The following is a 19,590-nucleotide window of genomic DNA, read 5'->3' on the forward strand; positions in this document are numbered from 1 at the left end:
CTACTATGGAAAAAGCTATAAAACTAAAAGTTCGCAAGGAATTAGATGGTCGCCAACAGTTGAATATCATTAAACTTAAAGGAAGTTTGATTTCTAAAGGATACACAGAAATCATACATATTCTGGATCAGGATGATGAATTTCACATCAACTCTTTTGAAACTCCATCTGAAAGTACTAATGAAGTTCAGGAGTTTATTACAGCTTTTATTCATAGAGAAAACCTAACCGATACCATATCGTTTTTCAAATAAGGTTTTTCAACAGTTATAAAATAAAACAAGAGCCCCGTTTCAGTAGAGAAACGGGGCTCTTTGTTTAAGCAGATTTCAAGTTTCAAGTTTCAAGTTTCAAGTTTCAAATTTCAAATTTCAAATTTCACATTTAACATTTCACAGAAACTCTGAAACATGAAGTTTTACTCCATTCCTCCACCTAAAGCTTTATAAAGCAAAATCTGTGCGTTTGCATTTTTCAGCTGAATGTCAACAAAATCGAGTTCGGCCTGTAGTTTGTTTTTTTGGGCACTGATGATTTCGAGATAGTTGGCATATCCGTTAAGGTATAAGTCATTTGAAACATTGACTGCAATCTCCAGATGCTCAATTTCTTTGGATTTGTACTTCAAGACATCTTCAAAAGCTTCGGTTCGGTGCAGTAAGGCACTTAACTCATTATAGGCCGTTGTAATGGTGTTTTGATACTGCAAAAAAGAAATCTCCTGTCTTCGGTTAGCCGTAAAAAACTCCTGTTTGATTTGTCCTTTGTTGAATACCGGAGCAGTGATTCCGCCAAGCAATTGCCAGGCAAATGAACCGCTGTCAAAAAAAGTAGAAAATGAAAAAGAGTTCATGCCTACATATCCGCCTAAGTTTAAGGTGGGAAAAAAGGCGGCACGTGCAGATTTTGCATCAGCATTTGTAGCCATTAATTCAAAGTAAGCTTCAGAAACATCAGGTCTTTGGTGAATGATAGAGTCTACACTTATTTTTTGATTTAAAACTTTAAGATGACCGGATAAAAACTCAGCACTTCTGTCGACTTTTCCTCCGTATTCTCCCAGCAGTGTAAGCAGTGCCTTTTCGGTTTGATTAATTTTAAGATTGAGCTGTTCTGCTTCTGCAAGTATGTTATTGTTTTGAGCATTAAACTGCTGTACAGCTAGTTCTGTTGCTTTTCCAACAGATCGCTGTGCCGAAATAATATCCAATGCATGCTGCTGTGTATCTAAGTTTCTTTTATAAATTACAGCCTGTTTGTCTAAAGCTACCAGCTCATAATAAAGTTCTGCTATATCGCTTAGGAGTTTGGTTTTCAGTAATCGCATTCCCTGTTGTGAAGCAAAGTATCTTTGACGTGCCGCTTTTTTTCGGTTGCTTAGTTTACCCCATATATCGGCTTCCCAGGACACTTTTCCACCTAAAAATAGGTTAGGAGTAGCGCCCGTTGCAATTCGTTGTCTGTCGGATATGTTTTGAGATAAATTGGTATCAAAGTTTCCAACACCTTCCATAGTATACTTTCCGTAACGTGTTCCGGAAGCATCTGCCTGAAGATCAAAAGAAGGCAGTAAAGCAAGTTTGGCTACTTTCAAATGTGAGTTGGCGATTAAAATGCGCTGCTCCATGACTAAATAATCCGGATTCTGAGCGACAGCTTTATCCAGTAATTTTTCTAATTTTTCGTCTTTAAAATAAGTGGCTGTTTGCAGCGGAACAAAAGGTGTTCCGCTGTCAGCAGCTTTTTTTGAGGTAACATCAAAATTCTTCGGCAAGGGTTTAGCGGCCAGATTGTCGTTTACTTTTGGAGCAGAACAGGCAGTCAGCAGCAGCGTTCCAGTTGCCAGTACTAACGAAAACATCTTAAACTTATAGTTAAGATGAAGAGCTATTTTATATTGATTTATTGTGTTTTTCATTATTGTTTTTATTTTTTCAATGCTTTTTCAAATTTGGCAAACAGGATATAAAGTCCCGGAATGATTACAAGTCCGAATACCGTTCCTATAAGCATTCCTCCCGCGGCTGCAGTACCTATCGAACGGTTACCAATAGAACCGGCACCCGAGGCAATACATAAAGGAATTAAGCCTGAAATAAAAGCGAAAGAAGTCATTAAAATGGGTCTGAAACGCAATCGGGCTCCTTCAATCGCAGCCTCGGTAATATCGCGTCCAATTTTGTTTTGGGCCATCGCAAACTCTACAATCAGAATGGCATTTTTGGCGAGTAATCCGATAAGCATGACGAGTGCCACCTGAGCATAAATGTTATTGTCCAGTCCAACCATTAACAAGGCGAGATACGAACCAAAAACACCTACCGGCAGACTTAAAAGTACCGGAAAGGGCAGTAGTAAACTTTCGTATTGAGCGGCAAGAAGTAAATAGACAAACAGTATACACAACGCAAAAATGTAAATGGTCTGATTTCCGGACAAAATTTCTTCACGTGTCATACCCGACCATTCCAATTCAAACCTGCTTGGGAGTTTTTCGGCTGCGATTTTCTCTACGGCTGCGATTGCTTCTCCTGAGCTGTATCCTTCAGCAGGCTCTCCGTTGATCATAGCCGACATGTACATGTTGTAACGCGTTAGCACTTCAGGACCATAAACACGCTCCAGTTTAATAAAGGTCGAGAACGGAACCATTTCGCCGGCATCATTCTTAAGGTACATATCCAGAATGCTTTCTGGATTTTTTCTGAACTGCGGACTGGCCTGAACCATTACTTTATACATTTGGGAGAAACGTATAAAATTGGTCGCATAAAAAGAACCCAGCATTGTTTGTAGTGTAGACATGGCATTGTCTACCGAGATTCCTTTTTTGGCAGCCAGATCATAATCAATGTGGATTAAATACTGAGGGAAAGTAGCATCAAAACTACTAAAAGAGTTTTGTATTTCGGGTGCCGCATTTAGTTCCTTAATGAAGTTTTTGGTCACAGCATCTGTGTTGGTGATTGTGCCTCCGGATTTGTCGAGTAATCGAAGTTCAAATCCGCTAGTGTTTCCAAAACCGGGAACGGTTGGCGGTGCAAAAATCTCAATCTGGGCGTCAGAAATGTTTTTTGTTTTCTCTCCCAGTTTGGTGATGAATTCATTTACCGAGATATCACGATCGCTCCAGTCTTTCAAATTGATCATTCCCATACCATAAGACGCTCCCGCAATTTCAGTCACAATACTGTATCCGGCAAGCGTTGTCACATTGTCGACACCTTTAATTTCTTTGGCCAGACGGGTCACTTCATCCAGTACTTTTTCGGTACGTTCTACCGTGGCTCCTTGGGGAGTAGTCACACTCACATAAACCATTCCTTGATCTTCTGAAGGAATAAATCCGGCAGGAACAAATTTACTGGTTCCCCAGGTGAGTAAATAGAATAAAACCAATAAACCGGCTGTAACAGTGGTACGGTCTGCAAATTTTGACAGTATTCGGATGTAACCGGCCGTAACCTTATCAAACCAGGTATTAAAACTGTTGAAGAAACGATTGATTAAAGAATTCTTTTTCTCCTCCGGATTATGTGGTTTTAGTAAAATAGCACAAAGGGCAGGGGTTAAAGTAAGGGCATTGATTCCGGAGATGACAATACTAATAGCCATGGTTAACGAGAACTGCCTATAGAAAACTCCAACTGGACCACTTAAAAAGGCAACCGGAATAAACACGGCACTCATGACGATGGTAATGGCAATTACAGCTCCGGTAATTTCTTTCATGGCACTAATCGTAGCCGGCAGCGGTGCCATATGTTCTTCGGAGATTTTAACGTGAACAGCTTCGACGACCACAATGGCATTGTCGACCACAATTCCTATCGATAATACAAGGGCAAACAACGTAAGAAGGTTGATCGAAAAGCCCATCATCGACATGAAGGCAAACGAACCAATAAGGGCTACAGGTACTGCCAAAACAGGGATTAAGGTAGAACGCCAGTCCTGAAGGAAGATAAAAACAACAAAGGCCACCAGAATAAAGGCTTCGATAAGCGTTTTCAAAACCTCATCGATCGAAGCATCCAGAAAACGCGATACATCGTAGGCAATATTGTAATCCATTCCGGGAGGGAAGGATGTTTTTTGAAGTTCGGCCATTTTTTCTTTTACGCTGGCAATTACTTCAGAAGCATTAGAACCCGGTCGTTGTTTTAACATGATCGAAGCAGAAGGTTTACCGTCGGTTTTAGAAACCATTCCGTAACTCATCGATCCAAATTCGATTTTAGAGATGTCCTTTAATCTTAGGATCGTCCCGTCTGAGTTTGCCCGAAGTGGAATTTCTTCGTACTGTTTGGGTTCGTAGAATTTCCCTCCGTATTTGATAACATACTGAAGCTGATTGTCGAGCTGTCCTGAACCTTCACCCACTTTACCCGGTGCAGCCGATATGTTTTGTTTTTGAAGAGAAGCAATCACTTCGTTTGCCGAAATCGCATAGGAAAGCATTTTTTGCGGATCGAGCCAAACCCTCATGGAATACTCTTTCTGTCCCATGATTTCAGCACGTCCGACACCGTCAATCCTTTTCAGTTCCTGAAGAATATTGATATCGGTGAAGTTGAAAATAAACTGTTCGTCCTGTGTTTTATCTGTACTGGTAATGTTCAGATACATCAGCATACTGTTCACCTCTTTTTCGGTGGTTACTCCGGCACGAATTACCTCTTCGGGCAATTCATCGAGTATAGTCGTAACACGGTTTTGGACGTTTACAGCCGCCAGATCCGGATCGGTCCCTACTTCAAAAAAGACTTGTATCAGCGTCAGACCGTCATTGGAAGTAACAGTCGACATGTAGGTCATTCCCGGAACACCTTTGATAGCACGTTCTAAAGGCAGTGCGACGGCATTGGCCGAAACTTCGGCATTGGCTCCCGTATATTTGGCCGTTACCGTTACAGATGGCGGAACAATGTCAGGAAATTGTGTGATAGGCAGCTGAAACAAGGCCAGTATACCCAGGAGTACTATCATAACCGATATGATTAACGACAGTATTTTTCTTTTGATAAATAACTCTATCATTTTATGTTTTTTTGATACTAATTAGAAATTATAAGCTTACGTTTTGCATGTCTTTGATGTTAATCTTGTCACCGTCCCGCAACGACTGAGTGCCTTCTTCTACAATCAGGTCATTGCTTTTTAGTCCTTTGTTCAGGATAAATACATCGTCAAGCGTACTGCCAATCGTAATGTTGGTCATTTTTACAATTCCTTCTTTATTCACAAGAAATACAAACTGTTTGTCCTGTATCGAGAAAACAGCTTTTTGCGGAATTAGTATCACATTTTTTTTAGGTTCGGAAATGATCAGTTTGCCGGATGTTCCATGTTTGATGAAACCTTGTGGATTGTGAAATTTAGCTTTGTATTGAATAGAACCCGTTTGGCGGTCGATTTCACCATCGGCAGTTCTTAATTCGCCTTTTTGGTTGTAAACGGCACCGTTGGGTAAAACCAGTTTGATATCACCTCCCGCTTTGTTTAAACTTTTGTCGGCCATCATTTGAAAATAAATGTTTTCCGGAATGGAGAAATAGGCGTAAACATCATCCAGTTGCGAAACCGTTGTCAGCAGAGAACCATTTTCTACAAGACTTCCTTCTTTGAACGGAATACGGTCGATTGTTCCGTCAAAAGGAGCTCTGATGGTGGTGAAACTAATTTGCTGGTTGATTGCTTTTCGTTCTGCAACAGCATGCGCAACTTTAGCGGAAGCGGCTTCGTGTTTAGCTTTAGAAAGTTCCAGCTCCTTGTCGGCGATTACTTTTTTGTTGAAAAGTGTTTGTGCCTGCTCCAGTTCAACTGTTGCAATTCGGAGATCTGCCAAGGTGCTTTTGTACACGGCTTGGGCTTTTAATAATTGTATTTGCAATTCGACATCACTGATTTTAAACAACAATTGACCTTTTTGGACCTTTTGCCCTTCGCTCACAAAAACCTTGTCCAGTAATCCGGGGATGCGAACATGTATTTCTACATTATTTTTGGCGTGTACGTCAGCAACAAACCGGTTGGAGACAATGGTGTCCTGCAACGTAACCTTGTAAACAGGCAGCGTTTTAATTTTCGAAACATCTTTTTTGGTTTTATCCCCACAAGAGGTCAGGAATAAAACAGATAAAACAATTAACAAGAATTGATTTTTTGTAGTGTTCATAATGAATTTTTAAAATAGGTATATAAATGGAGGCTCTCCCTGATATTGATTGACAGGGAGTTGTGAATTACTTAAATGTTAAACATGAAAAATGCAACGACAACCGCTTTTAGAAAACGGTATCGTTTGGAAGAAATATTTTTATAGTACAACAGCTCCTTTGTGTGAAAACAAAAGAGTGCAGGGCAGAAGATTTCTACCTATAAAAAAAATAAAATTGTTGATCTAGAAAAGTTGGTAAAGATGCAGATGAGTGTGTCGCTGAATCTGATATATAGTTGCAATGCCATAGATTAAGCCATTCTCAAAGATCTTAAAATGTACTAGTTTAGTAAAGTACGGTGTTTTTAAAGTGCTGCTGTCAGAAGTTGTCGCACGATGTTTGATCTTCTTTTTGACGATAAAATGAATGTCAAGATCTTTGGGTGTAACCAGAGAGGAAGAAGAATATTGCGGTACTTCAGAAGCTAAAAAGTTTTCCTGTGCCTGGCAAATCGTAAGTTGTACAGGGGTTTTGCCCATTTCTGCTCCACCCACAAGAGGAAGCAAGAATAGCAAAAATATACCTATGAACTTAAATGATTTCATGTATGCCGTAAAGAATTGTAGCTTGTAGTCTGAAAAGACAGGCTTATATTTGATAAGGGACCAAATATAGTCAATTGCAAAATAATGAATTCTTAAAATTTTTAGAAAATATCAAAAATTCAGGATAGGATAACATTCCGTTAAAAGAGATCCTCTTTTTTAGTATTGTTTTGTGAGGATTGGGTGCAGTAAAAGAACAATTCATTCTTAATTTTGTAGAAAAGCAGAGATGCATTAAAAAGATAAAATGAACAAAGTATATTCAGAACAGGGTACTTTTTTATTAGGAATAGCCAACTCAGAGCAGTTTGCTTTAGATAAGCCCGTTCAGTTTAGCGAATACACGGTTTTGTTTGTTAGTGAAGGGGAAGGGATCTATCATGCCGATTTTGCTTCGTTTCATTTTTCGGGTCCCGTTTTATTGTTTTCCACACCTCAACAATCGATTCACATAAAAGAAATGAAACCAATTTTGTATAGTGTTTTACAATTTCATGGCGATTTTTATTGCATTGAATACCATAGAAATGAAGTTGCCTGTAATGGGGTACTCTTTAATAATATTTATATAGAACCGTCTATACAGCTGTCTGCCGAACAACATCAGTTGTACATGCAGTTAATGAATCAGATCAGAGATGAGCTCAGGCAGGAAACACCTTCCGATATTGTATTGAGAGCTTATATTCAGCTTTTTCTGGCGAAATCGAGCAGTATCAAAATGAGTTGCATCGAAAAGCAGGAGTTTCAAAAAGATGAAAAAATGGATCAGTTTAAACTCCTGCTCGAAGAACATTTTTTAGACCTTCACAAACCAAGTGATTATGCTTCTTTATTAGCAATGACTTCTAATAATTTAACCAAACAATGCAACAAACGTTTCAATAAAACTCCGACACAAATGATTCAGGAGCGATTGATTCTGGAAGCCAAAAAACACCTGCATCTTACCAGAATGAGCATTAAAGAAATTGCTTTTGCTTTAAAATTTCAGGACGAATATTATTTTAGCAGGGTCTTCAAAAAAATGACTAAGGTTTCTCCACAAACTTTCAGAAAAACAACCGGAATCTCGATCGTGGCAGATTTGTCTAGGTAATATCCTTTTTCGTCCATTCTTTGCGGTGGTATGTGGATGTAGTTTTGCGCTGTAACTTTTAAACAATTAATTTAAAAACAGCAGCAATGAAAAATACCCTCTTAAATGCCATCGCCAATTTAGATCAACTCGGAAAAAAAGCAGTACGTGCCGGAATTGTAGTGGTTTTTCTATGGATTGGCGGACTTAAATTTTTTACCTACGAAGCAGATGGAATCGTGCCATTTGTCGCCAACAGTCCGTTTATGTCTTTCTTTTACGATCACCCTTCTGAATATAAAGAATATGGGAATAAAGAAGGGGAGTTAATTGCCAAAAATCACGAATGGCATCTTGAGAACAATACCTACGGCTTTGCCAACGGTCTTGGAATTTTATTAATTGGAATCGGGATTCTGGTCGCCATTCATCAGTGGGCACCTTTGGCCAGTATGATTGGCAGTATATTGGTTTTTATACTAACCATTGGTACACTTTCTTTTTTGGTAACGACACCCGAAAGCTGGGTACCACATTTAACTGACGATCAATACGGATTTCCTTATTTGTCCGGTAGGGGACGTCTGGTTTTAAAAGATATTGTTATTCTGGGAGCTTCACTAATTACCATGAGTGAATCGGCAGCATTGTATTTGAAAAAGAAACATTGAAATTAAAACACAGTGGTATCAAAAAGAGCCTTTAGCGTGCAGCTAAAGGCTCTTGATTCTTTGTCTTGTAAAAGATTTGCAACTATTGAACTGTTACAGCATAACTTAGATTGGAAGTGCCAGACTCTCTTTTAAATCTCATTCTGTCATATACTCCGACAGGAATACCGGCAGGAATTTTTAAGGTGGCTTTATAAGAAGTAAGTTTTACAATTTCTAAAGGATAAGTTACAGCTGTATTAGCGGTGTTATAAATTTCGACCGAAGTCAGTAAATCTAGTAAACCGCCTCGTACTTCAAGTGTTTCACCGGAACGTTTGGTAGTTGGAAAGCCAAATCTTTCGGTTTTAAAATAATCGGGCTCGACCACTTCAATTTTAAACCTATTTTCTACACTGGCATTCTGAAGGGTGTAAGCTCCGTTTTTGATGCGCAGATCATACATTCCTAAGGGCATATTTTCGGGAAGAAAGTAATACACACCATATTCCAGAAACGGAGCGGTAGTTTCACCACTGCCTAAATAAGCAATTTCTGCAGTATACTCTGTTTTTTGGTCGGCAGCAGACACAAAATAAACTCTTGTATCTTTAAGACTCATCCACAAATCGTTGATGATGGCCGGATCACTGGTACCGCGATTGGTCATTTTTGCCATAAAACCTTTGGTTATAGGTTCTTCAGCGGTTGAAGTCCATGTTCTCGGCTCTTTCTGCCTGAAATCTATTTTCAGTGTGTACTTTTTTGTAGTACCTGCTTTTGAAGTTACGGTATAAACGGTACCGTCTTTAAAAGGTACTTCGGCACCTGATACAGGAGAAATGACAGCTTCTGTACCCAAAATAATTTCGGGTTTAACGGTTTCCGGAAGCAACAGGTGGTTGCTCCAGGTAATTACGATATTCTCTTCTGTTAGTGCTGCACTTATCGAATTATTATCAGCATCTTTAATAGTAAAGGATTCAATATGGGTATATCCCGGCACTTTTATAACATCTGCAGGGATAGTATTGACTTTGTCGATATATTCTGTATCGCACGAAAGACATACCAGTGTTATAAAAAGAAGGGCAATCTTATATAAAAAGACAGGATAATGGATTCTTTTATTCATGATTGTATTGTCTATTTAATTTTTAATTGATTTTATTTATTAGTTTTGCCACTTATTGGATAAGTAGGCTTTTATTTTTTAAAATGCCTGTTTTACAATGCTTACGGTAATTTTATAAAGCCGTTTGTGGTCATGGGGGAATGATATAGGGCAGGGGGTATTTTGCAGTGGATCGCCGGTCAGCTTTTGCTGCAGTTACCTTTATCTATTTCGTGCTCCCATGTTCTTTTTTACGCTGTTATTAATTATTTTACCTGTGTCCAGTTATAGTTTACTGTACTGTTAGAAGATCCCGGAGTAATGCTTGTTACTTTAACCAAATAAGCTTCTAAAGCTGATGCAGGGCTGGTAACTGATTGTGAATTTGTTCCTGAATTGGTTCTCCAGATCACAATAGCTTTTGCAGGAGTCATAACATGTGTCAGGATGTTGTAAGAGTAATATCCCAAACCATAGTTGGCTCCGGATATAGTTCCGTTGTATCCCAATACATTGTAAGGATCTGCCGGAGAAGTACCAACATTACCTGATGCGTTTTTAACTACGATGTTTGCATTCCAGCTATCCCAGTCATCACAAGTCTGGTTTAAGTTCACAGTACCAACATACCATTTACCGGTATTACCTACCGGACGAATTGAACCTCCGTAGATTCCTTCCCATTGAACATTAACACCTCCAATTGCGGCAGCAACAGGAGTCCAGTTTGTGTAAGTAGACGAAGGGGCCGCAGTTCTGTTTACAGTAACAGAAGTTGAAGTAACTGTGCAAAGGGCTAAAGCCGATTTCTTAGTTAAATTGGTTCCTTGCGATTGTTCGTTTGCTACTGCTTGTGTTTCTGCATTTTGTTCGTCAGTACTACAAGATGTAAATGAAATAGCAGCCACTGCTAAAATTGATAGAATTATTTTTTTCATAATGATTTATATTTGATAGATTAAGTGGCTTCTTTTATTACTTCGGCAGTATAAACAGGCATTTTTATGTTTCTGAAATTTAGTTTGTTATTCGGAACGGATATTTCATTGTGGCCGACAGATTGTAACTTTCCATCATGAACCAGTAATCGGTATCCGGTTTAAGGGGGATAACAGTATTGGCATTGTCTGCAAAAACATACATTGCATAAAAACTTCCAATGTCCAGACCTTCATTGTATTGTTTCATTTGCCATTTTTTATTGCCCTGTGCATCAACAACAAATATTTTTGTAACCTCATACGACGGCAGGAAGTTTTGCCCTTTTACGGTAAGCGGACTGTCTGTACTAATCAAAAAAGGATCGGTTACATTTGAAACTTCATTTACGACTAATTTAGGCTGTTGTATTACTACATTCACCGTGTAAATAGCGGTGGTCCCGTCGGCAGCTTTGGTGGTATACGTTACCGGAGTTTTGCTGAAAACAGGTATAAGTTCCTTGGCAGCAGGCGAAATAGTAGTATTGGTGGGTACTGTTATGGCTGCTTCAAGATATTGGTATTCATAATAAGAAGGCAGGTAAACCGTAACCGTTTTCTTTAAGTTGTTTACAGCACTATGGATCACCTGTGTAGTCCCCGGATTTGTTACGCGAAAAGAGATAATTCTTTTGGCATCCAGAGTTGTAACTATTTCTGTAATGGGCTTTTCTTTTACATCTGTCCATCTTTCTTCTTCGTTGCTACAACCTGTCAGAAGGGCAAGTAGCGCAAAAGCAGAAAAAAGAAGGTTTGATTTTAATGGAGTAATTTTGGTATTCATGTGAATTGATTAGGTTATTTGATTTCAAATTTGGTGCTACCGGCAGGTACCATTACATAGTCAAAAGTGTAATACATGTGAGGAGTGTCTTTGTACCAGTCCTTAGAATTGTATACGTCTTTATAAACAGAGATCATTTTGATTTTGGCATAACTACCGTTGGCAGTTTTAAGAATAACGGTTCTTGCCGGAATCACTGTACCGTTTGTAATTTTAAGAGGTTCTCCAAGCGCATAAGCAACATGTGCTTTTTGTGGATTCTTTCCGTCCGATACCACATCACCACCAAAGTCGTACAAGTACCAGCCAGTTCCATTTCCGAAAGAGCCGGCATCATCGGTACCAATAAGGTCAATTCCGGTTTTGAACTGATTGTCGGCCGGGATATCAACCACCTCGTTAAAAGGCTTGGCTACAATCGTGATTCCGCCTATACCACCTGCAAGTGATCCGTTATTCTGCGAGTTGCTGCCGTTATTACCAGATAAAAAGCTGGCATAAAGTCCACCGAAAGCTAAGTCCCATTTACGGGTTTTTTTATAGGATCCCTCTACGGCTTTATTCTCTTCAAGGCTATAATAAAGTGTTGCCGATGGAGCGGTTGGATTGGCATCAGAGGTGCTTCCCTGATAATTTTTTACATGTATTACTTTATAGAATAAGCCTGTTGGAGGCACTTCAGTTCCGGGATTACCACCATTTCCGTTTTCCGGATCGGTCACTTTGGGATCATCTGAAGAGCAGGCTGTGAGCAATGCAGTGAGGAGAAAAACGGTCAGCAAGGGTCTGGACAGTTTTTCGGTTAGGGTTTTGAATTTTGTCATGTTATTAAATTAATTGGTATTTAAATTTTTACTTCCGTCCTGTTGCACGTAATATTTAAAAGTAAAATAGGGTGCAGGCCAGTTAAGGTCGGTCACTGCCGGGGGATTGCCTTTGTAGGCATTTACAAGCTGTAATTTTGCATATTTTCCATTAGGTAATCGCAGTACGTAAGTGCGATCAGGAATGGCCTGCATAATATGACTGCTCAGACTGTAATAAAACCAGCCAGGAGAGCTTTCAGAAGAAGACCATCCGATTTTAGTGATTTCACTATTGTTAAAATCAGCATCAGCAGCGGCCTGATTCACATTTTTGTAAGCCTCTTTAACTAAAACCACAGCTGTATTTTTAGCAGGGCCGTTGTAACCCGGATTGTATTGGTATTTGCTGTTGTTTATAAAAACCTCGCTGTTGTAAGGTCCGGTAAAGGCAATGTCCCAGTCGTTTGTTTTCATAAACTGCAACGAGTCTGCTTTTGTATGTAGCCAAATCTGTTTTTGATCGCTAAAGCGAAAAAGAAAAGTATGAAAGTTTCTTTTTTCTTTGCCTTTTGTTTCACCTCCCATTGCAGCTCCGGTATCTCCGGCAAGATCTGAAACGACAGTGCTTTTGCCATCGGCAAGCGTGGTTACCGTATTTTCTTCGTTACTGCTGCACGAAACAGCCTGTAGTGTTATAATGAGTAGTAATGCTAAAAGTCCTTTTTTGAGTATATGGTTTGTTATCATTGTGAAATATTTAATGTAGATTAGTTTTATTGATTTTTAAAGAAGCGGTAGCTTACACCAAGAAGCAAAATTCGTCCTGGCTGCCCCGGCATTAGCGGATTTGTATAGTCAAAAATATTATCGGCTGTGAATCGGATACTGAGGTGATCTTTTAAAAGTTGTTTTTCAAAACTCGCATTGGTCAGCCAATAGTCCTTCACAAAAATGTCGTATTTATCGATGAATTGATTCCCATTGCGATCTCCGAACGGATATTTGCCTCTGAAATTGATTCTGATATTGGCGTTGAGTTTCCATGGTTCGTACCGATAAAAAATAGAAGTATTGGCCATGTGACGCGAGCGGTTTTCGATTCCCCAATAATCGGATGGCCTTGGTTTATAGGAGTTTCCAGTTGCCGGATCATGTATGTTTTGACTGTACGGCCATTTTCCTGCACTAATGCTGTCTTTAATGCTAAGATCTTTGGCAATGAGGTATTGATAACCGGCACTTACTTCCATATTTTTGATCGGACTGAATTTTAAAGCAAATTCAAATCCTTTGTTAACGGCTTCCGGCAGATTTTGATAGGTATAAATAATTTGGCTATTGGTTCCGGTTGCCACTTGTATACTATTGATTTGATTGGTGATTTTATGATAAAAAGCACTTCCTTCTATTTTAAAACTTTTGGAAGGTTCGAGCATTAATCCCGCATTGTACGAAATACTCTTTTCTGCCTGAAGATTATCAGCAGTCTGATTGAGTACGTACTGTCTGATTTCGCTTATCTGGCCGTCCTCTTTTAATTGCTGAAGCGTAGGAGCAAGGACCGCATTACCAATAACCAGATAATTTCCGTTCGGATTAAAAAATACCAGATAGTTTGTTTTAAAATCGGGAGCTTTAAACCCGGTTCCAATACCGGTTTTAAAAGTCAATTTGGGTGTAAGGTAGTATTGTAATCCAAAACTTGGATTGAGTCTTCCTCCAAAATTATTGGTATGATCGTAACGCAACCCGCCAACCGCTTTTAATTTTTGAAACGGAGTCCATTCGCCCTGAATATAGGAGAAGAAAGTTTGGAGAGAATTGACACCATTAAGCGATTTATCGTTCATGTGCTCCAGACTTCTGCCAAGACCACCCACAAGCTGGTAGGAATTGTTGTTGCTATACGAAAATTGCTGTTCCAAACGGTGTAACGTCTGCTTAAACACATCCTGACTTACTGCACTATTGCTTTGCTGCCAGGCTACGCTCATGTCGGCAGTATAATGGGTAAGGTAATAGCGGGAGATACTTCTTAGATTACTATTAAAACGATGATCAAACGAAAGTGAAAGGTTGAGATCCTGCTCGTCCTGATGGTCTCCGGAAATATGACCAAGGCCAAAATCCTTCTGCATAAAAGAACGACGCAGACCGTAACGACCGCTTAAATTTAAATAACTGTTGGCACCGGTTTGATAACGGGATCTTCCCTGTAAACTATAATTGTCATAGGGTGGGGATGTGGTGCCTTTGATGAATTTGGAGTTGGTGTTATAACCATCGGTTCGGTAATAATTCGCCGCCAGATTTACGGTTCCTTTATTCTGCAAAAAGGGTGTTTCGCCTTCCAAAGTAGCATCAATAATATTCAGAGAACCATAACTTAAAGAAGCTTGCAGCTGTGGATCAATTACTCCATGACGTGTAATAATATTAATTGTTCCGCCCAGAGCTTCACTGCCGTAAAGACTGGAAGAAGCTCCTTTAATGATTTCAATGCGTTCTATATTGGATACACTGATTCTGGAAAGATCGAAGTTGCCGTTATTTCGTCCAACCATTGGCTGACCATCGATGAGCACCATGATATACTCGCTGCCAAAGCCCTGCATTTGTACCCCTACAGATCGGGCACCGCCACTAATATTATTGACAATAGCGATACCGGTTTGTTCTTTTAAAACCTCGTCTAGTCTTCTGCTGCCCATCAGTTCAATGGTTTTACGGTCTATGACCGTAACAGGCATAGCACTATATTGAGCATTAACAAGGGTTTCAGGATTGTTTTTCTTTGAGCGGCCTTTTATACTCACTTCATTCAGATCGATACCTCGCTCCATGTTCACCTGCAAGGGGCGTATTGCTTTTCCATTTAAAACAAGCTGTTGGATGTAATCTTTATATCCCATGGTTGTGATTCTGATAGTGTAAGTTCCATTTGATAGTCCTTTAAATGAAAAAAAGCCAGTAGGATCGGATACCACTGATTTACCGGAAGACTCTAATATGACCAATGCTTGCGGCAGCGGATTTCCGGCATGAGATACAAAACCGTTGATGCTAGTGCCGTTTTGAGCCTGAGTTAACGTTATATACAATACAAAAAAACAATTGATGATTGTTTTCCTGGCAGGACCGTAAATGTTTTTGTTTTTCATTCTTATTGTTATCCATTGTCTATAGTGATCAAAGATTAATTACGCACTATTCTTATTTAGACTTGGTAAAAATAATAATTAATACAGTAGTATTAGTACTTTTTTTACAGAATGAGCAAAAATTAAGTAGGTAAAAGATTATGAATATAAATTTAAACTTGAATTAGTGTATTTTACTTGATTGTTTATTAGGTTTTTAAATACTAATGAGATGTAATATGCTTGTTTTGTATTTAAGAAAAAATTAACAATAAAAAAGCGGTAAAAGTGTTGAAAATATGGGCCGTTTTTTGAGTTATTTAACACTTAATTACTTTAAAATGGTTTCTAAAAAGAAAGAAAACGATGCTTTTTTTATTTAATGCGTTATAATTTTCATGCGCGTATTGTTCTAAATTCTGTGCGATTTGATCCTTAAAAGAACAAAAAATCCCATCTCGAATTGAAATGGGATTCTTGAAGTAAATTTTTTAATTTTTTTAATCTGTGGCGATTTGAACTGCATCGGGCAAGGTATTAGGATACAGGTTTATATCCATTCTCCTGCGATGTTATGATCGTTTGGTAAATAAGTAAGGTACTGCACCATTCTTGGGCTTTGACCTTTGTTGGGAGTCGCGCAATGGGGCAGTGCACTATTCCAAATGATAAAATCACCTGCATTCCCAAGTATGGGTTTTGGTTTCAGTGTTTTTACTGCTTCTTCCCTTGGGTTAACATTCGGATCAAGGTTATTCAGCCAATCGTCTATTTTGTTATGAAAGCCCGCAACACAATGAAAAGCACCATCCTCGACACCACAATCGGTGAGGTAGAGCAGTCCTTGCAGTTCGAATTTTATAGGCTGTTTTAAGCTGGTGTCCCAATGTAACGGGCTCCCCAGAAAAGTAAAATCTTTAGTTTCTGGAGGATTAAAACTTACCTTATCAATCGTTTTGTATATTTTATCGGTGTTGTAAAGCTGCTCGTAGGCCTTTTTAATTTTCACTGAAAACCGATTGCGATTCAAAGTTTCATGATCGGAAAAGTTAAGCATCGGTCCCTTTTGATCCTCATGTCTTTCATACCAGCTTTCTTTTTTGTCGGGGTCCATTTTTAGAAAATCCCAAATGGCCTTTTGTGTGGCCTGACAATCTTCTTTTGAGATGGCATTTTTTAGAACAACATAACCGTTCTCCTTCCAAAACCTAAGATCCTCTTGAGAGAGCACATCGCCAATCACATCTTCAGATTCATGACTTGTGTTTCGCATTCTTTTGCCGATCCAGTTTTTAAATGCCTCAAAATCGGGTTTTTCAAAATACAAATACTGTAAGGTGTCTTCCATACCAATACCTAATTGGAACAAGACTTTAATTTCTGCATTCCAGGTTGCGTCATTACTCAAATCGGTAGAGTTGTCAGGGTGTAAAGTTCGTTTCCATAACTTTTCAAGAACAGTCAGGGAGTCTTTCATTTGGGGAGGTTTTATAATTTAAGAATCAATAGTTTCAAAAATAAGACATTTCAAGTTGCCTGTTTAAAGTATAAATACGCGTTTTTACTGTTTTAAAGTAGATTCCCAGTATGATTTTCTTTCAATCTCAGCTAATGAAGAAGTGTTAAAATCAGGTGTATTTACTTATTAATAATTTTGTAAATTTACCTATACTTGTGATAGGTTTGCGTGAGTAAGTGATTGATTATAAGAAATAAGTTAATTAGATGATTAGTTAATCAGACAATTAGATTTTTGGAATTTGGAATTTTTAGAATTTGAAATTTAAATTTTAGGAGAAAGCTAAAAATCCTTTAAAGAGTAAGCAAAACTTTAAATTAAGAGATGATGGAGATTAGTTTTTTTTCCTCGACGATTGTTCAGGTTGCGATTTCATTAGTCATTAGCTGGGCTTTGTTTGCACTATTGTGCAGCATGATCCTTGAAGCAACGGTGCAGATAAAAAGCGAAAGAGGCCGGTTTTTCAGAAATAAAATTGTAGAAAAACTGTTTGATTTTTCAAATCAGATCAATTGGGGATTGTTGATGTACAACAACAGCAACATTAGATTGTTGACCAAGTCAGAAAAAGCACCGCCCGCAGAAATTAATTCCAAAACTATGGCAGAAGTGTTAATTGATACGGTTGCTAATGCTCAGGCAGCCAAAATACTTTTGCAGGACAGGAAAGAAGATCTTAGCAATAAGTACAATAATGATTTGCTCAATAATTTTGAATTTGCGATTACTTATTTAGGACAGAGTGATTTGATCATGATGCTGAGAAATGCCATGAACAAAGCAAAAATCAAAGCTTCTGGTACCACTTCAGCTGTTGTAGAAAAAAGGCTTTATGAAGAGTTGGTTAAAGAAGTTACAACCTGGTTTGATCAGTTTAACGACCGAACCAGTGCCTGGTACAAAAAACTTTCCAGAAAACGTTTGTTTATTATCGGGCTTATGGTGAGCGGCATTGTGAATATAGACAGTATTGCTTTATTTAAGTATTATGATAGTAATCCAACGGCAAGAGCTGCCATGGTTGATTATTACACAAAGAACAAGGAGCAATTAGAAGCACTAAGTGCAAAATATAACCCAACTGGACAAAGTGTGGTCGTAGATCAGGCCTCTCTCGCCTTGATTAAAAAAGACACTGAAAAGTTAACAAAACAAATTGATAGCCTGAGAACGAACATTGATTTGCCTATTGGCTGGAAGAAAGCAGTTTGTAAGGAAAAGAAAGACCCTTCGGGAAAAGATTGTTTTACGCTGTCTTGTATTTTGTTAAAAATATTGGGGATTATCATTTCGGCTTTTGTAGCGAGTTTAGGAGCTCCATTTTGGTTTGATGTTTTGAAAAAAGCAACCTCAACAGCTCAAACAGTAACTAAAGTAGTATAGTCATGAATAACAATTATAAAAATGCGCACACGCATATATTCACCATGAATAATGCGCCCCAAAATTTTCTGGATCTGTATCTGCCTCCGTTTTTAGCAAAAGGAGTTGACAATTTTACCAATACTGATCTTGGTGCCTGGACCATCAGGCTTCTGGCCAGCAAGAATAAAGGAATGGCTAAACGATATGCTACGTTCCTGCAAATTGGTAAAAGTAAATACCAGACCGATATTTTTGAAGATCTAATGTCCCGATATCCCAATGAAACATTTCAGTTTGTTACCTTATGTCAGAACTTAGAATATTTGAGTGTTGGCAGATCGGTTAGTGGATTTGAAGGGCAAATTGAAGAAATAATCGATATCAAAAGAAAATACCCCGCAAATATTTTACCCTTCTTCGGACTTGATCCGAGATGGAAAAGCAGCGGAGATGAAATTCAGAAAACGGTAGAACGCTATTTCGAGACCCAAATCGAAGTGGGCGGAACTTATATTTATCCTTTTCAGGGTTTAAAAATGTATCCGAGCACCGGTCATTATGCTTTTGATGTTAAACTTAAAAAAACCATGGAATGGGCCGCCGATAATGGTGTTCCGGTAATGACGCACACTTATTATCTGGGCGGAATTTACAATTACAGCAGGGAATATATTACTCGAAATCTTAACCCTGTTGATCCGTATACCGGAAACGTATACGGCATACCCAAATTTATAGAAGAGAAGGGAGGTTTTTTTGGAAATGTCTTTAACGGACAAACCCGAAGAAGCTGTAGGAGCAGCTGTTCTTATTTTCTGGAACCACATTCGTATGAATCGATGCTCAACAAAATTAAAAACCTTAAAATATGTTTTGCACATTTTGGCGGTGTCGACCAGATAAAAGCATCGAGTGGAGACAATAAAGAAAGTGAGCAGGTTAATCCGTATGGGGTATTAAGAAAGAACTGGTTCAATCAGATACAAAACCTGATGACTCAGTACCCTAACGTTTATACCGATATATCATATGACGTAGCCGAATGTCTGGATAAAAAGAACAGTGATCTTTACAAAGTATTTTTTGAGGAAGCCAAAAAATCGTACGGAAAACAAATACTGTTTGGAACAGATTATTTTATGACCGAGAAAGACAGTTTGGAACAAGATGCTGTCAAAGGTTTTAGAAACTACGCTTCAGATAAGATGCTTAATAGAGGAAACTCTTTATGGGATCAAATGGCCCGAGATAATATCAACACTTACTTAAAGAGCAAGTACTATTAATAGCGAAATAGCCGATATAGATTTGAATAACCAAAAATTAGATCCACCTCATTAATTTTAAAGCGAGAGAGGCTGTCTTTCATTTGTCCATAATGAACAATA

16 protein-coding genes are annotated in these 19,590 nt (G+C 38.6%); 5 read left to right on the top strand and 11 right to left on the bottom strand.

What is annotated here, in order from left to right:
- Positions 1 to 5 precede the first annotated feature (5 nt).
- Complete coding sequence (locus ACN1CN_RS00225) at positions 6 to 254, top strand: hypothetical protein (protein WP_173966228.1); 249 nt, start codon at positions 6 to 8, stop codon at positions 252 to 254.
- A gap of 164 nt (positions 255 to 418) precedes the next feature.
- Here the strand turns inward: ACN1CN_RS00225 and ACN1CN_RS00230 are convergent, their stop codons facing one another.
- From ACN1CN_RS00230 to ACN1CN_RS00245, 4 genes are all read right to left on the bottom strand, one after another.
- Positions 419 to 1,918 (bottom strand): TolC family protein, encoded by a 1,500-nt coding sequence (locus ACN1CN_RS00230; protein WP_419134204.1) that lies wholly within the window; start codon positions 1,916 to 1,918, stop codon positions 419 to 421.
- 8 nt (positions 1,919 to 1,926) lie between these two features.
- Complete coding sequence (locus ACN1CN_RS00235) at positions 1,927 to 5,040, bottom strand: efflux RND transporter permease subunit (RefSeq protein WP_419134205.1); 3,114 nt, start codon at positions 5,038 to 5,040, stop codon at positions 1,927 to 1,929.
- A gap of 28 nt (positions 5,041 to 5,068) precedes the next feature.
- Complete coding sequence (locus ACN1CN_RS00240; protein ID WP_264524094.1) at positions 5,069 to 6,178, bottom strand: efflux RND transporter periplasmic adaptor subunit; 1,110 nt, start codon at positions 6,176 to 6,178, stop codon at positions 5,069 to 5,071.
- 225 nt (positions 6,179 to 6,403) lie between these two features.
- Positions 6,404 to 6,700, bottom strand: a complete 297-nt coding sequence (locus ACN1CN_RS00245; RefSeq protein ID WP_419134206.1) for a hypothetical protein — start codon at positions 6,698 to 6,700, stop codon at positions 6,404 to 6,406.
- A 313-nt stretch (positions 6,701 to 7,013) separates the two neighbouring features.
- Here ACN1CN_RS00245 and ACN1CN_RS00250 point away from each other — a divergent pair, with 313 nt between their 5' ends.
- Positions 7,014 to 7,865, top strand: a complete 852-nt coding sequence (locus ACN1CN_RS00250; RefSeq protein WP_419134207.1) for a helix-turn-helix domain-containing protein — start codon at positions 7,014 to 7,016, stop codon at positions 7,863 to 7,865.
- 86 nt (positions 7,866 to 7,951) lie between these two features.
- Positions 7,952 to 8,515, top strand: a complete 564-nt coding sequence (locus ACN1CN_RS00255) for a DUF417 family protein (RefSeq protein WP_419134208.1) — start codon at positions 7,952 to 7,954, stop codon at positions 8,513 to 8,515.
- 82 nt (positions 8,516 to 8,597) lie between these two features.
- Here ACN1CN_RS00255 and ACN1CN_RS00260 read toward each other — a convergent pair whose 3' ends face one another.
- The 7 genes from ACN1CN_RS00260 to ACN1CN_RS00290 form a co-directional block, all read right to left on the bottom strand.
- On the bottom strand, positions 8,598 to 9,629 hold the full coding sequence (locus ACN1CN_RS00260) for a hypothetical protein (RefSeq protein ID WP_419134209.1): 1,032 nt from the start codon (positions 9,627 to 9,629) through the stop codon (positions 8,598 to 8,600).
- A gap of 245 nt (positions 9,630 to 9,874) precedes the next feature.
- Positions 9,875 to 10,546, bottom strand: a complete 672-nt coding sequence (locus ACN1CN_RS00265) for a hypothetical protein (RefSeq protein WP_264524089.1) — start codon at positions 10,544 to 10,546, stop codon at positions 9,875 to 9,877.
- 79 nt (positions 10,547 to 10,625) lie between these two features.
- Entirely contained in the window at positions 10,626 to 11,372 is a 747-nt protein-coding gene (locus ACN1CN_RS00270) for a hypothetical protein (RefSeq protein ID WP_419134210.1), read from the bottom strand.
- 14 nt (positions 11,373 to 11,386) lie between these two features.
- Complete coding sequence (locus tag ACN1CN_RS00275) at positions 11,387 to 12,196, bottom strand: HmuY family protein (protein ID WP_419134211.1); 810 nt, start codon at positions 12,194 to 12,196, stop codon at positions 11,387 to 11,389.
- Between the two features lie 9 nt (positions 12,197 to 12,205).
- Positions 12,206 to 12,925: an HmuY family protein gene (locus ACN1CN_RS00280; RefSeq protein ID WP_419134212.1), complete on the bottom strand. Its 720-nt coding sequence runs from the start codon at positions 12,923 to 12,925 to the stop codon at positions 12,206 to 12,208.
- A 26-nt stretch (positions 12,926 to 12,951) separates the two neighbouring features.
- Positions 12,952 to 15,339: a TonB-dependent receptor gene (locus ACN1CN_RS00285; RefSeq protein ID WP_419134213.1), complete on the bottom strand. Its 2,388-nt coding sequence runs from the start codon at positions 15,337 to 15,339 to the stop codon at positions 12,952 to 12,954.
- 529 nt (positions 15,340 to 15,868) lie between these two features.
- Positions 15,869 to 16,795 carry a phytanoyl-CoA dioxygenase family protein gene (locus tag ACN1CN_RS00290; RefSeq protein ID WP_419134214.1) on the bottom strand — a complete coding sequence of 309 codons (927 nt, stop codon included), beginning with the start codon at positions 16,793 to 16,795 and terminating at the stop codon, positions 15,869 to 15,871.
- A 366-nt stretch (positions 16,796 to 17,161) separates the two neighbouring features.
- On the opposite strand from ACN1CN_RS00290, the gene ACN1CN_RS00295 reads away from it, so the two are divergent.
- Together ACN1CN_RS00295 and ACN1CN_RS00300 are read left to right on the top strand one after the other, a co-directional pair.
- A complete protein-coding gene (locus ACN1CN_RS00295; RefSeq protein ID WP_419134215.1) occupies positions 17,162 to 18,220 on the top strand; it encodes a hypothetical protein in 1,059 nt (352 codons plus the stop codon).
- 2 nt (positions 18,221 to 18,222) lie between these two features.
- Positions 18,223 to 19,488 (top strand): amidohydrolase family protein, encoded by a 1,266-nt coding sequence (locus tag ACN1CN_RS00300; RefSeq protein ID WP_419134216.1) that lies wholly within the window; start codon positions 18,223 to 18,225, stop codon positions 19,486 to 19,488.
- Positions 19,489 to 19,590: the final 102 nt, after the last annotated feature.

The organism is Flavobacterium sp. T12S277, assembly GCF_048514875.1.
Classification (GTDB): domain Bacteria; phylum Bacteroidota; class Bacteroidia; order Flavobacteriales; family Flavobacteriaceae; genus Flavobacterium.

Excerpts from the sequence above, each read along its gene's own strand:
- ACN1CN_RS00225 (WP_173966228.1), top strand. The coding sequence starts at position 6 with ATGGAAAAAGCTATAAAACTAAAAGTTCGCAAGGAATTAGATGGTCGC.
- ACN1CN_RS00230 (WP_419134204.1), bottom strand. The coding sequence starts at position 1,918 with ATGAAAAACACAATAAATCAATATAAAATAGCTCTTCATCTTAACTAT.
- ACN1CN_RS00235 (WP_419134205.1), bottom strand. The coding sequence starts at position 5,040 with ATGATAGAGTTATTTATCAAAAGAAAAATACTGTCGTTAATCATATCG.
- ACN1CN_RS00240 (WP_264524094.1), bottom strand. The coding sequence starts at position 6,178 with ATGAACACTACAAAAAATCAATTCTTGTTAATTGTTTTATCTGTTTTA.
- ACN1CN_RS00245 (WP_419134206.1), bottom strand. The coding sequence starts at position 6,700 with ATGGGCAAAACCCCTGTACAACTTACGATTTGCCAGGCACAGGAAAAC.
- ACN1CN_RS00250 (WP_419134207.1), top strand. The coding sequence starts at position 7,014 with ATGAACAAAGTATATTCAGAACAGGGTACTTTTTTATTAGGAATAGCC.
- ACN1CN_RS00255 (WP_419134208.1), top strand. The coding sequence starts at position 7,952 with ATGAAAAATACCCTCTTAAATGCCATCGCCAATTTAGATCAACTCGGA.
- ACN1CN_RS00260 (WP_419134209.1), bottom strand. The coding sequence starts at position 9,629 with ATGAATAAAAGAATCCATTATCCTGTCTTTTTATATAAGATTGCCCTT.
- ACN1CN_RS00265 (WP_264524089.1), bottom strand. The coding sequence starts at position 10,546 with ATGAAAAAAATAATTCTATCAATTTTAGCAGTGGCTGCTATTTCATTT.
- ACN1CN_RS00270 (WP_419134210.1), bottom strand. The coding sequence starts at position 11,372 with ATGAATACCAAAATTACTCCATTAAAATCAAACCTTCTTTTTTCTGCT.
- ACN1CN_RS00275 (WP_419134211.1), bottom strand. The coding sequence starts at position 12,196 with ATGACAAAATTCAAAACCCTAACCGAAAAACTGTCCAGACCCTTGCTG.
- ACN1CN_RS00280 (WP_419134212.1), bottom strand. The coding sequence starts at position 12,925 with ATGATAACAAACCATATACTCAAAAAAGGACTTTTAGCATTACTACTC.
- ACN1CN_RS00285 (WP_419134213.1), bottom strand. The coding sequence starts at position 15,339 with ATGAAAAACAAAAACATTTACGGTCCTGCCAGGAAAACAATCATCAAT.
- ACN1CN_RS00290 (WP_419134214.1), bottom strand. The coding sequence starts at position 16,795 with ATGAAAGACTCCCTGACTGTTCTTGAAAAGTTATGGAAACGAACTTTA.
- ACN1CN_RS00295 (WP_419134215.1), top strand. The coding sequence starts at position 17,162 with ATGATGGAGATTAGTTTTTTTTCCTCGACGATTGTTCAGGTTGCGATT.
- ACN1CN_RS00300 (WP_419134216.1), top strand. The coding sequence starts at position 18,223 with ATGAATAACAATTATAAAAATGCGCACACGCATATATTCACCATGAAT.